The following is a 14563-nucleotide window of genomic DNA, read 5'->3' on the forward strand; positions in this document are numbered from 1 at the left end:
AGGAGGTCATTATGACTAACATAAACGTGTTAACAAGTGAATTTCAATCCATATTTAATACAACCAACTCACCAAGAATCTTTTTTGCTCCTGGTCGGATTAATTTAATTGGTGAGCATACGGACTATAATGGCGGGCATGTTTTTCCTGCTTCAATCTCGTATGGCACTTATGCATTAGCCGTTCCAAGAAAAGATCAAAAGCTGCGATTTTATTCTCTGAATTTTCCTAGCACAGGGATTATTCAATCGGACTTATCGAATTTGGCGTTTAATGAAGCTGATGACTGGGCCAACTATCCTAAAGGGATGATTCTTTATATGAAGGAAGCCGGCTATGAAATCAATCAAGGAGCAGATGTATTATTCTACGGTAACATTCCAAATGGAGCAGGTCTTTCTTCATCTGCATCTATAGAGCTGGCAACTGGTGTATTAGTAAGTGGCCTTTTTAACTTAAATATGGAACGAATTCCAATGATTAAGCTAGGGCAACAGGTTGAGAATAAATACATTGGTGTTAATAGTGGGATTATGGATCAATTTGCTATTGGTATGGGGAAGAAGGATCATGCCATCCTATTAGACTGCCAAACATTAGATTATAAATATGCTCCGATAAAGTTAAAAGAGCACGTGATTATGATTATTAATACAAATAAACAACGTACACTGGCTGGTTCTAAATATAATGAACGTCGTTCCCAATGTGAGCAGGCACTTAGTGACTTGCAGAAGGAACTCTCTATTCAGAGCTTAGGTGAGTTATCAATAGATCAATTTGAGACATATAAGCATTTAATTAAAGACGAAGTCAACCTTAAGCGCGCAAAGCATGCTGTCTATGAAAATGCTCGGACACTAGAAGCGTTGGAAAAATTGCAACAAGGTGACCTAAACCGCTTTGGTCAACTGATGAACGAATCTCATTTATCGCTAAGAGATGATTATGAAGTAACAGGTGTGGAGCTTGACACGATTGTACAGACCGCCTGGGAACTAGATGGAGTGCTAGGGGCAAGAATGACCGGGGCTGGCTTTGGTGGATGCGCGATTGCGATTGTTGAAAATGACAAGGTAGATGATTTTAAGGAATCTATTAACAACACCTACCGAGAAAAGATTGGCTATGAGGCTACTTTTTACACTGCGACTATAGGTGATGGTGCAAAGGAGCTTTCTAAGGAGGATCAACTATGAATGTTTTAGTGTTAGGTGGAGCGGGTTACATTGGTTCACATGCTGTCTATCAGCTCATCGACCAAGGTGAACACGTTGTGATTGTCGACAACCTCGAAACAGGAAATAGGGAAGCGATTCATCCTAAAGCTGCATTTTATGAAGGGGATATGCGAAACATTAATTTCCTGCGCTCTGTATTTGAAAAAGAATCAATAGATGCAGTTATTCATTTTGCGGCTAATTCACTTGTTGGTGAATCAATGGAGGATCCACTCAAGTATTTTGATAACAACGTATATGGCACACAGATTTTGCTCCAAGTGATGGTTGAATTCGATGTGAAAAAGATTGTTTTCTCTTCAACTGCTGCAACCTATGGTGAACCTGAAACTGTTCCTATTACAGAAGGTGTTCCAACCAATCCAACAAACACATATGGGGAAACGAAGCTTATTATGGAAAAGCTAATGAAATGGACTGAGCAGGCAAAAGGGATACGGTATGTTTCCTTGCGTTACTTTAACGTAGCTGGTGCAAGAGAAACAGCAGAAATAGGGGAAGATCACAGTCCGGAAACCCACTTGATCCCTATTATCTTACAAACGGCTTTAGGACAGAGATCACACATTACAATCTTTGGAGAAGATTATGATACTCCTGATGGCACATGTATCCGCGATTATATCCATGTGGAAGATTTGATTAAAGCTCATTTGTTAGCCTTACGTTATTTACGAGATGGAGGAGAAAGTGATATTTTCAACCTCGGAAGCAGTCAGGGCTTTTCAGTAAAGGAAATGATTGATACGGCTCGTCGAGTAACTGGTAAAGATATACCAGCTGAGGTTGGTCCGCGACGAGCGGGTGACCCAAGTGTTTTAATTGCTAGCTCTGAAAAAGCAAAGAAGGTGTTAGGTTGGAATCCAACTCTCACCTCTATTACTAAAATAATCGAAGATGCTTGGAGATGGCATTCTACTCATCCAGAAGGATACCGGAAGGAAGTGGAGAAATGATTGAATCTTACATTGCAGGACTAATTGAAGAGTCATTAGAAGTGGGGTTAATAGAATCCGCTGATCAAATTTATGTTCGTAATCAAGTGATGAGTTTAATCAAGTTAGAGGGATTTCCTGATGAAGTTCAAGCACACCATGATACCATCCCTAACCTTCTTGAACAGATCATTGCGTACGCCGTTGAAAAGAATGTTATTGAGAATATATTCGATGAGAAAGAAATTCTATCAGCCAATATCATGAACTGCTTTGTTCCGAGACCATCTGCTGTTCAGGCAGTTTTTGATAAAAAATTTATGGACTCTCCTGCTTTAGCGACGAGTTATTTTTATAACTTAAGTAAGAACAATAATTATATCCAGATGAACCGAATTGCCAAGAATATTTCTTATAAGATTGATACACAGTATGGAACGATGGACATCACGATTAATTTATCCAAGCCAGAAAAAGATCCAGAGCAAATTAAGCGCGAACGTGCAATGAAACAAACAGGTAATTACCCAAAATGCCTGTTGTGTATGGAGAATGAAGGCTATGAGGGCAGAACAGGCTACCCAGCTCGTGCAAATCATCGGATTATTCATGTTCCACTTACTAATGAGAATTGGTATCTTCAGTATTCACCTTATGTTTATTATAACGAGCACTGTATCCTGCTTTCTGGGGAACACCGTTTGATGAAGATAGACAGAGGAGCGTTTGAACGTCTGTTAAGTTTTACAGCCAAATTCCCTCATTATTTTATCGGGTCCAATGCGGATTTACCAATCGTGGGCGGGTCCATCTTAAGTCATGACCATTATCAAGGCGGAAACTATGAATTTGCGATGACTAGAGCTGAAGATGCTTTCTCTTTTATCTTAAATGCATATCCTGAAATCAAAGCATCTGTTGTAAAGTGGCCGATGTCTGTTATACGTTTAAGATCATCGAATAGGGAACAACTGGTTGATGCCGCGGATGATCTTCTCGAAATCTGGAGGGGTTATAGTGATGAATCAGTGGATGTTATGGCTTATACAGATGATACTCCACACAATACCATTACACCTATTTCGAGATACCGAGATGGCATATTCGAGTTAGATCTCGTACTACGAAATAACCGAACAACAGATGAGCATCCACTTGGAATATTTCATCCACATGGAGATGTACACCATATTAAAAAGGAAAACATTGGCCTTATCGAAGTAATGGGCTTAGCGGTTTTGCCTCCTAGATTACAAGAGGAATTAGCTGAAATTGAAGAGTTCCTACTAGGAAATGTGAATATAGTGAAGGATTACCATCAAAATTGGGCTCAGCAAATTAAAGATAAATATGCCTCTATTACTAACAGGGAACAAGCAGAAACAATAGTTAAAGAAGAGTTAGGAAAGAAATTTGTAAAATGCTTAGAAGATGCTGGAGTATTAAAAACAAAGGATGCATTTGAAAGATTTATAACCTTCTTTAATAATCAGGAGAGAAACAGATGAATATTTCAATAAAAGATATATTAGGGAAATGGCAAGAATTCACGCTAAACAATGATTATGGTATGTCTGTTAGTGTATTAAATTATGGTGGAATCATTACGAAAATCTTGGTTGCTGATCAATCTGGAGAAGTTGAGAATGTTGTGCTAAGCTACAGAAATTATGAGGATTATGAAAGTAATCCTCATTTCCTAGGTACCATAGTGGGTAGAGTGGCGGGGCGTATTAAGGAATCTTCCTTTCAAATAGATGATAAAGTGTACCATCTTGAAGCAAACAACGGGCCTAATCATTTACATGGAGGACCACAAGGCTTTCATCAAATCATTTGGGAGGCTAAACCTTTCCAAACAGATAATGAAGTTGGTTTGAGGCTTACTCATAAAAGCCCAGATGGTGAAGGTGGGTATCCAGGAAATATGGAGGTGACAGTTACTTACACGCTGACTAATGATAATCAGTTAATCCTAGATTATGCAGCAACAACTGATCAACCCACTCCGATTGCCTTAACCAATCATTCTTATTTTAATTTAAGCGGAAATCTAGTTAGTACTGTTCATAATCACCTTGTAACAATTGATAGTTCTAAGTTTGTTGAACTAGATCAAAACCTGATCCCAACAGGGAAAGTATTGGATGTTGAAGAAACTCCTTTTGACTTTCGTCAAGGGCTTCCCCTTCGTACTGGATTTAACGATTCCTCTAAGCAAAACAGCATTGTAGGAAATGGATATGATCATTATTTTATGTTTGATCATTCTAAAGCTAGCGTGGTAACAATGGAAGAGCCTACTAGTGGTAGAAGTATGACCATTCAAACCAATCAACCAGGAATGGTTATGTATACATCTAATGGGTTAGATGAGGGTGTGTCGTTAGCAGAAAATACGTCTGAAAAATATTTAGGTGTTTGCTTTGAAACTCAAGGTTCACCTGCATCGCTACACCATGATGCGTTTCCAACAATCCTCTTAAAAGGGGGAGAGCGTTATGAGCAAAAGACTATTTTTACGTTTAGTGCTATAAAGTAAAACAAAAGGCTGAACCTTTAAAAGGTTCAGCCTATTAATATAGGATCGAATAATTCAACAAGAAGTAAGGAGACAGCTCCTAATAAGGTTGCGTCACTTCCTAATTTAGTAACAATCACTTTTGTTTGTTTTGCTTGCTCTGTTAAAACCCTCTGTTGGATGGTTTCTAGAAGTTCTGGCATAATAAATTCTTCACTATTCATGACACCACCACCTAGTACGATCTTACTCGGATTAACCAAGTGAATAAGATTCGTTAAACCAACACCAATAATCTTACCTGTAGCATGAAGAAGCTGGATGCACGTTTCATTGCCATTTTGAGCTAAGTGAAGAACATCCTCTCCCTTTAGAGGAATAGATTTCTCATGTAACTGTTTGTTTGCTTGTGCTGCAATTGCTTCACCGCTTACTAATGTTTGCAGGCAGCCACGATTTCCACACTCACATGTTTCACCATTTATATCAATGGTCATATGTCCAAATTCACCAGCAATGCCTTGTGCCCCATGATACAATTTGCCATTTATAACAACCCCAGCCCCTACACCTCGTCCAATATTGACAGCGACCATGCTAGACACATCACCATGCCCACCAAACCATGATTCTCCAAGAGCCAATGCCCGTGCATCGTTCTCTACATTTACCGTCATATTAAACTCTTCCTCTAGCACTTTCTTTATAGGAATGTTTCTTAAATGAAGAATAGGAGCAACAAGTGAAATTCCGGTTTTCACATCGACAACTCCGTGCATGGCCACACCAATACCAATAATACTTTCTTGATTTATAGTAGAAGACTGGATCAGTACGTGAATTCTCTCTTTTAACACGATTAAGAATTGTTCATTGGTAATCGGTGTGGGTAATACAGCTGAAGTGCGATTTAGAATTTCACCTGTTAAATCAGTCAGTATACAATCAACTCTCTCAGGCCCAGCATCCACGCCAATAATATAAAAGGACGTTGTATTAATATGTAACAAGGTTGGTTTACGGCCTCCGCTGGAGTGGCCAAGTGTACTCTCTCTGACTAACCCCTGTTCTATTAATTCCTTTACAATGCTACTTACAGTTGGAGGAGTCAGACTCGTTTCCTTTGCTATCTGAGCACGTGATATAGGTTCAGAGATTCGTATCTTATTTAAAATAATTGATTTATTTACAGACTTCATTAGCTGAAAGGTACCGCGCTGCATTCCACATCCTCCAAAACTCTCAATGATACAGTAAATTATATCACGAGTGGGACGGAGGGACAGGTTCCCTGTCCCAAAAAATCATATAGGTATCTACCTTAATTTCCCAAGTGGGACAAGGAACCTGTCCCCATGTCCCAAGGACCCCCATGTCCCAAGGACCCCCCATGTCCCAGCTACCTTTTTATCAGAATCTGAGTCCAATAATTGCCCGAGGTTACATAGCCTACTCCGATATGAGTGAGTTCAGGGTTTAGTATATTTTCACGATACTCTGCATGATTCATCCATGCATCCATTACCTCTCTAGCTGATTCTGGGCCTTGTGCAATATTTTCAGCAGCCTCATTATAATTAATGCCTAAGCTACGAAGCATGTCAAAGGGTGAACCGTAGACTGGTGAGTGATAGGCTAGTTCACGTTGATTAGACATATCCTCAGCTTTCAGTTGAGCAGCCTTTTGTAAATTTAAATCTGCTGTCAGGTGAGTTAACCCATGTCGACGCCTTTCTTCGTTAGTTAAATCAATGACCTCTGCAATAAAAAAGTCACTCATTGGGTTGGGTTCTAGTACGTCTCCGAGCCCTCTAGGTCCTGCATTTCCAACATTTTGAACGGTCCCAATTTGATGAGTTTCAATATGGTTTGTTTGACCGGGTTGATCATGTACATGCTGACCATATCCTAAACCAGCTTCATTATTTGCATCCCCATTACACCCCACTAGGGTTAATAGAACAGTAAAGAATACGATTAAATATGTTTTGTTCATGAAGAGCCTCCATATGATACGTGTTTTACTATTCATTTTTTGTTAGTAGTAAGATTTTTATCCCAAATGCTTCATAACTTTTATATAGATAGTCATGCAGATTCTAATTTTAAGAGGAAAACTGAAATACTTTTTTCAAATTATCTAACGTTTTATGCTATAATAATTTTAGTTACGAAACCGATTTCGTAAAACTTAAAAACAAACATGCTCTGGAAAGGCTTTTCATTTATTTAGGATAAATGGTAATAACTATAACGATACATATAAGGACTTTGGAGGAAGTAAATGACTACACATACAATTGGAGTACCATTAAAAGGATTTGCTGAATTCAGTAGAAAGGTAGCTGCAGAGGGGGCCGTTCTATTAAAAAATGATGGACAGACTCTTCCGATTAAAAAGGGAGAGCGCGTTTCAGTATTCGGTAGAACGCAAATTAATTATTATCGAAGTGGAACAGGCTCTGGTGGTAGTGTAAATGTTGAATACACAACCAATTTATTAGACGGCCTAAGAAGTAAGGAATCTGTTCTAGTAAATGAAGAGTTAGCAGCAATTTATGAAAAATGGCTTGAAGAAAATCCATTTGATAATGGTGGAGGCGGTTGGGCAGCTGAACCATGGCATCAAAAGGAAATGCTTTTATCAGATAGTATCGTCTCTGAGGCAAGAGCTAAATCTGACAAGGCGATTATTGTGATTGGACGCACCGCTGGGGAAGATCAGGATAATGCAGATGCTCCAGGCAGCTATCAGTTAACGCAAGAAGAAAAGGAAATGCTCACATTCGTGACAAATTACTTTGAACAGGTAGTTGTTGTATTGAATGTATCTAATATTATTGATATGTCTTGGGTAAATGATGAAAGTTACAAGCATCCAATTCAGACTGTCATTTACACGTGGCAAGGTGGAATGGAAGGTGGAAATGCTGCTGCAGATGTCCTAGTAGGAGAGGTAACACCAAGCGGTAAGCTTACAGATACGATTGCTTATTCCATTCAAGATTATCCATCCACTCCAAACCATGGGAATGAAGATCGAAATTATTATCAAGAAGATATATATGTTGGCTATCGTTATTTTGAAACATTTTCTCCTGAAAAAGTTCAGTATGAATTTGGTTTCGGTTTATCTTATACCGACTTTTCTATTGAGCCAAATGAAGCAAAGACTGTTAGTAAAGATGGAGAAGAGTACATTGAAGTCGAAGTGAAAGTAACAAACATTGGGAAAAATTTTGCCGGTAAAGAGGTGGTGCAAGCATACTATGAAGCACCACAAGGTAAGCTTGGGCAACCTGCAAAAGTGCTAGCTGCATTTGGTAAAACGAGATTGTTACAGCCCGGTGAGACAGAGACTCTAACCCTAAGCTATCCAGTAAATCGTATGGCATCCTATGATGATTCTGGAGTGACAGGAAATAAATCTGCTTATCTACTTGAAAGTGGCACATACAATCTATATGTTGGAAACAGTGTCAAGAATGTTGAAAGAATAGGTATTGATGGTGAAAGTGGCTATGAAGTTGGAGATCTAATCGTGATTGAGCAATTAGAGGAAGTACTCGCTCCAACGGAAAGCTTTACAATCATGAAGCCAGGTGCTCGTAAAGAGGATGGCACGTATGAATTAACATATGTAGAGGTGCAACAACGAACGATTTCTCTAAAAGAACGAATTGAGGCTAATCTTCCATCTACTTATGAGCAAACTGGTGATCTAGGGTACACACTGAGAGATGTGTTCGATAAGAAAATAAGCATAGAAACGTTTATAGCTCAGCTATCAGATGATGATCTTGCTACAATTATTAGAGGAGAAGGAATGAGTAGTCCTCTTGTTACACCTGGAACAGCTTCTGCTTTTGGTGGGGTCAGTGATCGTCTATTTAACCTCGGAATACCTGTTGGTTGTTGTGCAGATGGTCCTTCTGGTATTCGAATGGATAGCGGACATAAGGCAACGCAGGTACCAATCGGGACATTACTAGCCGCGACTTGGGATCTTGAGTTGGTAGAAGCTCTTTATGAGTTAGAAGGGCAAGAGTTAATCAGTAATAACATCGATATGTTGCTCGGGCCTGGTTTGAATTTAAGACGTAGTCCACTAAACGGGCGTAATTTCGAATATTTTTCCGAGGATCCACTCATTACAGGAGCTTTTGCTATAGCAAATACACGCGGAATTATGAAGAGTGGAGCTCATGCTACACTGAAGCACTTTGCGTGTAATAGTCAGGAGCAAGCGCGCACAAAGGTAGACGCTGCGGTCTCTGAACGTGCACTTAGAGAAATCTATTTAAAAGGATTTGAAATGGCTATTAAAGAGGGCGGCGCTAAAGGAGTTATGACGTCGTATAACCCAATCAATGGCCACTGGGCTCCTTCGAATTATGATTTAAACACAACAGTACTTCGTAAGGAATGGGGCTTCGATGGAATTGTCATGACAGACTGGTGGGCCCAAATGAATGATGTTGTGGAGGGTGGTCCAGCCGATAAAAGAAATACCAGTTTTATGGCTTCGGCACAGAATGACTTATATATGGTTGTCCCTAACTATGGAGCAGAAGTAAATGCTTCTAATGATAATACAATGGAAGCATTGTCAAAAGGAACATTAACACGTGGTGAGCTTCAACGAAATGCCATGAATATCTGTAATTTCTTAATGAATGCCCCTGTATTTTCTAGAAAGCAAGTGCTACAGGAAGAGGTTCCTGCAATCAAGGCAAACTCTTCGACCGAATCGAAATCAGTGCAGAGTATATCACAAGATGCAAAAGTTCATCCCGTTGCGTCCGGTACTACTACTATGAAAGTAGAACAAGGTGGGCAATACCGAATTTTTGTTAATGTAAGTTCTCCTGGAACGGATTTAGCTCAAACGGCTTGTAACTTAATCCTAAACGACCAATTGGTCACAACTGTTCAAACGAATGGTACAGACGGGAAATGGGTTATCCAAAAGCTGATCAAAATTGAACTCGAACAGGGTTTATATGAGTTAACACTTGAATTGATCAAACCAGGTCTTCAAATTGATTGGGTTGAATTTAAGCAAATTTAATGGGACAGAGGGACAGGTACAGTGTCCCAGAGCAAAGATAAAGAATACACAAAGGTGATAATTACCTCCAGTGATGGAGGTGCTTATCACTTTTTTTGCTTGTTAATTAATTAAGTAACCGGGAGTTGATGATCAAGTTAGACAAGCTTTAATTAATTAGTTTTTCTAATGATACTAACTGGGACAAGGTACCTGTCCCCACGTCCCATGGTTGCATTGACAACTAATTGGAAGGTATAATGGGAGGAGAAATGGTTGCGGTTGCAACTAATGGGGTGGAGAGTTGGAGAATCAGTCTTTAGGTCGATGGATATCGGTGTTGTATCGGTATGGTCATGTTTATGTTTCAAGGGAGTTAGAGCCATTTGGAATTGGGAAAGGTCAGTTTATGTTCTTGCTAGTGTTGTATCATGAGGATGGACTCTCCCAAGATGAGATGGCAAGACGTCTTAATATAGATAAGGGAACGACTGCACGAGCGATTGGTAAGCTTGAAGAGGAAGGATATGTTTTTCGGAAAACAAGCGAACTTGATCGTCGCTTAAACCATGTTTACTTATCTATAAAGGCCAATGATTTTAAAACACAATTCTTTACTATCTTAGATCGTTGGACTGACATTTTAAGTGAAGGTTTAACACAAGAAGAAGTAAGGATGGCATTTGACCTTTTAGAGAAGATGTCTCAAAATGCAGCACGACATGTCAAAAAAGAAGGTAAAAGGGGAAATTCAGATGAAACAACAAAGTGAGCGTCTGGGGATTGAACCAATACCCAAATTGCTAGTGAAGTTATCTATTCCTGCGATGGTAGGGATGTTTGTGATGGCCCTATATAATGTAGTGGATACCATATTTATTGCTAGAAGTGTGGGGACCGTTGGGGTTGCAGCAACTTCAGTAGCTTTTCCAGTTCAATTAATTATTATGGCTGTGGCTGGAGCAGTTGGAATCGGTGGAGCATCCGTTATTTCGAGAATGCTAGGTGCTCAACAAACAGAGGAAGCTAACAAGGTGTTTGGAAATGTTGTCGGATTGGTCTTAGTTGTGAGTGTAATTGGAGCCTTTTTAGGAATAAGTTTATTAGAACCTGTACTGATCCTTTTTGGAGCTAACGAAGCAATCCTACCTTATGCAAGTGATTATCTAGGAATCATCTTATACGGTACCATCTTTTTTGCTTTTGCCTTTACAATGAATAATATTATTCGCTCAGAAGGTAATGCCAAAATGGCGATGTCAACAATGATCATTTCAGCGGGATTAAATATCATCTTAACGCCAATCTTTATATTTGGCTTTGGGTGGGGGATTAAGGGTGCGGCAAGTGCGACTGTCATATCACAGGCTGTTACCGTCGTTTATTTAGTTTTTTATTTTTTAAGAGGAAAAAGTAGCTTAACGTTTAGAGTCAAATACTTGCGACCTAATTTTTCTTTAATTAAACAAATATTAGCTATCGGATCATCGGCGTTTACCAGGCAGGTGTCTGGAAGTATCATGTTTATCATAGCGAATCATATGTTGATTCAATATGGAGGCGTCATTGGAGTAGCAGTATTCGGGATTGTTCATCGTATTATCATGTTCACACTGATGCCGATGTTTGGCATTGTGCAAGGAATCCTCCCTATTGTGGGCTATAATTTCGGAGCCAATCAACCAAAGCGGGTAAGTGAGACGATTATGCTTGCAATGAAAGCTGCAACTGCCTTGGCAATTGTTACGTGTATTGTGATCATGATCTTTCCAAAACAAATATTAATGATTTTTACCAATGATCCTCAGGCAATAGAAATGGGAATTGTAGCTCTTCGAATTATGTTTTCATTAGCTATTTTAATAGGCGTACAAATGGTAACAGGTGGGGTATTCCAGGCATTAGGAAAGGCAAGAGCAGCTCTAGTGCTATCCATGTCACGTCAGGTCCTATTTATGATTCCATTACTTTTAACTCTACCATTACTATTTGGAGTAAATGGAGTATGGTTAGCATTTCCTGTCGCTGACGTACTATCATTCGCATTAGCTGTTTGGTATATATTAAGGAATAAAGAATATTTCATACCAAATAAAAACGTAGTAGATGATCATGTAAAGCAAGATCAAGTTCAAGCAAATTCATAAAAAATGAAAATGGACGATTCCACAAGGAATTGTCCATTTTTCTACTGTTTGGGGTGAATCCTTATCTTTGGCAATAAAAAAGACTCTATCATTTTTTGATAGAATCCTTTTTGTATTTAGGAAACCGTTTTCCTCGCCCGCTGTCCTGTGCTTTCTCTTATCACTAAATCATGCATAACATTAAGATGAGGAGCGATTTCATCACTTTCACCCTTACAAAGCTTAATTAAGTTTCTCGTCGCAGTCATTCCTATTTCAACTGCAGAGTATTGAATCGTAGAAAGTCTTGGTCGTATCAGTTTTGATAGGTCAATGCTATCGAAACCGAATACTGAAAGATCATCAGGAACTTGGTATCCATGATCTGTTAAATATGTCATAGCACCAATAGCTAGTGAGTCAGTTGAACAGAAAACAGCTGTTGGCAATTCATCTTGTTCTAAAATAGTTGCCATTGCTTTTTTACCACCTTCAATGGATAGCTCACTATCTATCACCCAGCTTTCATTAACGGAAATACCAGCGTCTGACAAAGCCTTCTCATAACCTTTGAAACGGTCTACTCGAACGGTTTGCCCCGTGTTACCTCTAATCATAGCTATCTGACGGTGGCCACTTTGCAAGAGATAAGTAACAGCCTCATAGGAAGCGGTAATATTATCAACATGAACAGAGGGGATGGATGGAATAGAAGAAATCTGTCCCACTAACACAACAGGAGTAAGATTTTTTTGTGTAAATTCTAAATGTCCTTCTCCCCATTGATTCCCCATAAAAATCATTCCTTGCACATCTAATTTATTGCTGAACAAGTCAATATAATGAACCTCGTTTTCATCTGTTCCATCTGTTAATCCAATAACCGTGTCATAGCCATATAATTTGCAGACCTTATTAATACCGACGATTAAATCATCTAGAACCGTATTGCTATATTGAGGGCAGATCACACCTATTAATTGTTGCTCCTGCTGCAGGGACATATTCTGTGCTACAAAAGGAAGGTAATTTGTTTCCTTTAATACAGCCAGAACACGTTTCCTTAGATCCTCGTTTACATGCTTACTATTGTTTATAACTCTAGAGACAGTAGCTGTCGAAACATCAGCCAATTTAGCAATCTCTTTAAGAGTAATTTTCAATATCATCACAACCCTCATTTAGAAGATAAAATAGATTAATAGAAAAAAATTAGTTGGAAGCGCTTATCTTTTTTGTTGACCTAGGAAATATTCTGTCATATAATCAGCTCGTAGGCAAGAAAATTTCCTAGTCCGGAAAAACTTTCTTGTGAAAAAAGGGGGAAGAAACAAAATGAACTTTATGAAAACGCTTAAAAAGACAGCAATGTTTGGTATGGCTGGCGCATTAGCTTTATCATTAGCAGCGTGCTCAGGAAACACAGAGGAAAACACATCTGAACCTACAGATTCAAAATCTTCTGATTCTCCTGTAACTATCATTTTGACAAATAGTAAAGGGGAAATTGATACTCAATTCAAAGAGGCAGCGCAAACATTTATGGATGCCAACCCTGATATTAAAGTAGAAGTGAATACGACAGCTGTTGGTGATACACTAAACGTGTTTGATAAACTTACTGCTTCAGGAAAAGTTGTTACATTAGCAATGTTTGAGCCTTATGCTGCTCTAAATAAATACGGTGATGTTGGAATCGACCTTTCTGGTGAGAAGTGGGTAGAAGAAACAACTTCTGCTTTAACAAATGCTGAAGGTCAAGTAGTTGGATTCCCATTTGCTGTTGAAGGTATGGGACTTGTTTATAACCAAAAGGTGTTAGATACTGCTGTTGGTGGAACTTTTGATCCATTCACAATTAACACTGTAGATAAGTTAAAAGAAGTATTAGGACAAGTGCAAGCAACTGGAGTAGAATTCCCAGTAGCATACCAAACAGAAGCTTGGTCTGTTGGTAACCACTACAGCTCATTATTCTTAAACCAAGTAGAAGATCCTGCTACTTTAGTAAATGAATTAAAAGCTGGAGAAGTAGAACTTGCTTCAAATGATGTTTGGAATGGTTACTATGATACTCTTCAACTATTAACTTCTAAAGAGTATAACCAATTTGGTGAGCGTCCAATCGGTCAATACTATGATGCAGCACACTTAGCTGTTGGTAAAGGTGAATCTGCATTCCTATTCAATGGTAACTGGGCTTATGATTCTTTAAAGGCTGTTGCTGGTGACACATTCGGATTTATGCCTGTTCCTGTAGACAACAATGCTGACAACCCAGTAAATAATAAGATTGCAGTTGGTCCTACACAAGTATTCGTAATTAACAAAAAGGCTTCAGAAGCTGAGCAAGTAGCAGCGAAGAAGTTCTTAGACTGGTTAGTTTATGATGAAGCAGGTCAAGATTTTGTTGTTAACAAAGCACAAATCATCTCTGCTTTCAAAAATAACCCTAATACGGTAACAAACCCACTTGGTATAGCAATTGCTGATGCGATCGCAAACGACAGAACAATGCCGTTTACTACAAATTACATCAATGCAGCTGACTGGCCTACTACAGTAGGACCTGAAGTGCAAAAGCTAATTGCTGGTCAAGCAACAAAAGAAGATCTTGCTAAGTTCATGGAAGAATCTTTTAAGAACCAAAAGTAATAGCTGTCCCTAAATAACCCTAAGTGGGCGAGTAG

Annotated in this window: 11 protein-coding genes; 8 read left to right on the top strand and 3 right to left on the bottom strand. The window is 38.9% G+C overall.

What is annotated here, in order from left to right:
* Positions 1 to 11: 11 nt before the first annotated feature.
* The 4 genes from G4D63_RS15980 to G4D63_RS15995 are packed head-to-tail and all read left to right on the top strand — an operon-like array spanning position 12 to position 4718.
* A complete protein-coding gene (locus tag G4D63_RS15980) occupies positions 12 to 1199 on the top strand; it encodes a galactokinase (RefSeq protein ID WP_163180686.1) in 1188 nt (395 codons plus the stop codon).
* Entirely contained in the window at positions 1196 to 2197 is a 1002-nt protein-coding gene (gene galE, locus G4D63_RS15985) for a UDP-glucose 4-epimerase GalE (protein ID WP_163180687.1), read from the top strand. The genes G4D63_RS15980 and galE overlap by 4 nt, the downstream gene beginning before the upstream one ends.
* On the top strand, positions 2194 to 3684 hold the full coding sequence (gene galT / locus G4D63_RS15990) for a UDP-glucose--hexose-1-phosphate uridylyltransferase (protein WP_163180688.1): 1491 nt from the start codon (positions 2194 to 2196) through the stop codon (positions 3682 to 3684). The genes galE and galT overlap by 4 nt, the downstream gene beginning before the upstream one ends.
* Positions 3681 to 4718, top strand: coding sequence for an aldose epimerase family protein (locus G4D63_RS15995; protein WP_163180689.1), 1038 nt, complete (start codon positions 3681 to 3683; stop codon positions 4716 to 4718). The genes galT and G4D63_RS15995 overlap by 4 nt, the downstream gene beginning before the upstream one ends.
* Before the next feature lie 26 nt (positions 4719 to 4744).
* On the opposite strand, the gene G4D63_RS16000 is transcribed toward G4D63_RS15995, so the two are convergent.
* Both G4D63_RS16000 and G4D63_RS16005 read right to left on the bottom strand, forming a co-directional pair.
* Positions 4745 to 5920 carry an ROK family transcriptional regulator gene (locus tag G4D63_RS16000; RefSeq protein WP_163180690.1) on the bottom strand — a complete coding sequence of 392 codons (1176 nt, stop codon included), beginning with the start codon at positions 5918 to 5920 and terminating at the stop codon, positions 4745 to 4747.
* 176 nt (positions 5921 to 6096) lie between these two features.
* Complete coding sequence (locus G4D63_RS16005; protein WP_163180691.1) at positions 6097 to 6693, bottom strand: CAP domain-containing protein; 597 nt, start codon at positions 6691 to 6693, stop codon at positions 6097 to 6099.
* Positions 6694 to 6981: 288 nt separating this feature from the next.
* Here G4D63_RS16005 and G4D63_RS16010 point away from each other — a divergent pair, with 288 nt between their 5' ends.
* The 3 genes from G4D63_RS16010 to G4D63_RS16020 all read left to right on the top strand — a co-directional run bounded on the left by G4D63_RS16010 (position 6982) and on the right by G4D63_RS16020 (position 11894).
* Positions 6982 to 9768: a glycoside hydrolase family 3 C-terminal domain-containing protein gene (locus G4D63_RS16010; protein WP_163180692.1), complete on the top strand. Its 2787-nt coding sequence runs from the start codon at positions 6982 to 6984 to the stop codon at positions 9766 to 9768.
* 283 nt (positions 9769 to 10051) lie between these two features.
* Positions 10052 to 10519 carry a MarR family winged helix-turn-helix transcriptional regulator gene (locus G4D63_RS16015; protein ID WP_163180693.1) on the top strand — a complete coding sequence of 156 codons (468 nt, stop codon included), beginning with the start codon at positions 10052 to 10054 and terminating at the stop codon, positions 10517 to 10519.
* Positions 10503 to 11894, top strand: a complete 1392-nt coding sequence (locus G4D63_RS16020) for an MATE family efflux transporter (protein WP_163180694.1) — start codon at positions 10503 to 10505, stop codon at positions 11892 to 11894. Before G4D63_RS16015 ends, G4D63_RS16020 begins: the two co-directional genes overlap by 17 nt.
* Positions 11895 to 12010: 116 nt before the next feature.
* On the opposite strand, the gene G4D63_RS16025 is transcribed toward G4D63_RS16020, so the two are convergent.
* Entirely contained in the window at positions 12011 to 13042 is a 1032-nt protein-coding gene (locus G4D63_RS16025; protein ID WP_163180695.1) for a LacI family DNA-binding transcriptional regulator, read from the bottom strand.
* 166 nt (positions 13043 to 13208) lie between these two features.
* Between G4D63_RS16025 and G4D63_RS16030 the strand changes: the two genes are divergently transcribed.
* Positions 13209 to 14528 (top strand): ABC transporter substrate-binding protein, encoded by a 1320-nt coding sequence (locus G4D63_RS16030; protein WP_163180696.1) that lies wholly within the window; start codon positions 13209 to 13211, stop codon positions 14526 to 14528.
* Positions 14529 to 14563: the final 35 nt, after the last annotated feature.

Source organism: Bacillus mesophilus (assembly GCF_011008845.1).
In the GTDB taxonomy this organism is placed as follows: domain Bacteria; phylum Bacillota; class Bacilli; order Bacillales; family SA4; genus Bacillus_BS; species Bacillus_BS mesophilus.

Excerpts from the sequence above, each read along its gene's own strand:
- G4D63_RS15980 (WP_163180686.1), top strand. The coding sequence starts at position 12 with ATGACTAACATAAACGTGTTAACAAGTGAATTTCAATCCATATTTAAT.
- galE (WP_163180687.1), top strand. The coding sequence starts at position 1,196 with ATGAATGTTTTAGTGTTAGGTGGAGCGGGTTACATTGGTTCACATGCT.
- galT (WP_163180688.1), top strand. The coding sequence starts at position 2,194 with ATGATTGAATCTTACATTGCAGGACTAATTGAAGAGTCATTAGAAGTG.
- G4D63_RS15995 (WP_163180689.1), top strand. The coding sequence starts at position 3,681 with ATGAATATTTCAATAAAAGATATATTAGGGAAATGGCAAGAATTCACG.
- G4D63_RS16000 (WP_163180690.1), bottom strand. The coding sequence starts at position 5,920 with ATGCAGCGCGGTACCTTTCAGCTAATGAAGTCTGTAAATAAATCAATT.
- G4D63_RS16005 (WP_163180691.1), bottom strand. The coding sequence starts at position 6,693 with ATGAACAAAACATATTTAATCGTATTCTTTACTGTTCTATTAACCCTA.
- G4D63_RS16010 (WP_163180692.1), top strand. The coding sequence starts at position 6,982 with ATGACTACACATACAATTGGAGTACCATTAAAAGGATTTGCTGAATTC.
- G4D63_RS16020 (WP_163180694.1), top strand. The coding sequence starts at position 10,503 with ATGAAACAACAAAGTGAGCGTCTGGGGATTGAACCAATACCCAAATTG.
- G4D63_RS16025 (WP_163180695.1), bottom strand. The coding sequence starts at position 13,042 with ATGATATTGAAAATTACTCTTAAAGAGATTGCTAAATTGGCTGATGTT.
- G4D63_RS16030 (WP_163180696.1), top strand. The coding sequence starts at position 13,209 with ATGAACTTTATGAAAACGCTTAAAAAGACAGCAATGTTTGGTATGGCT.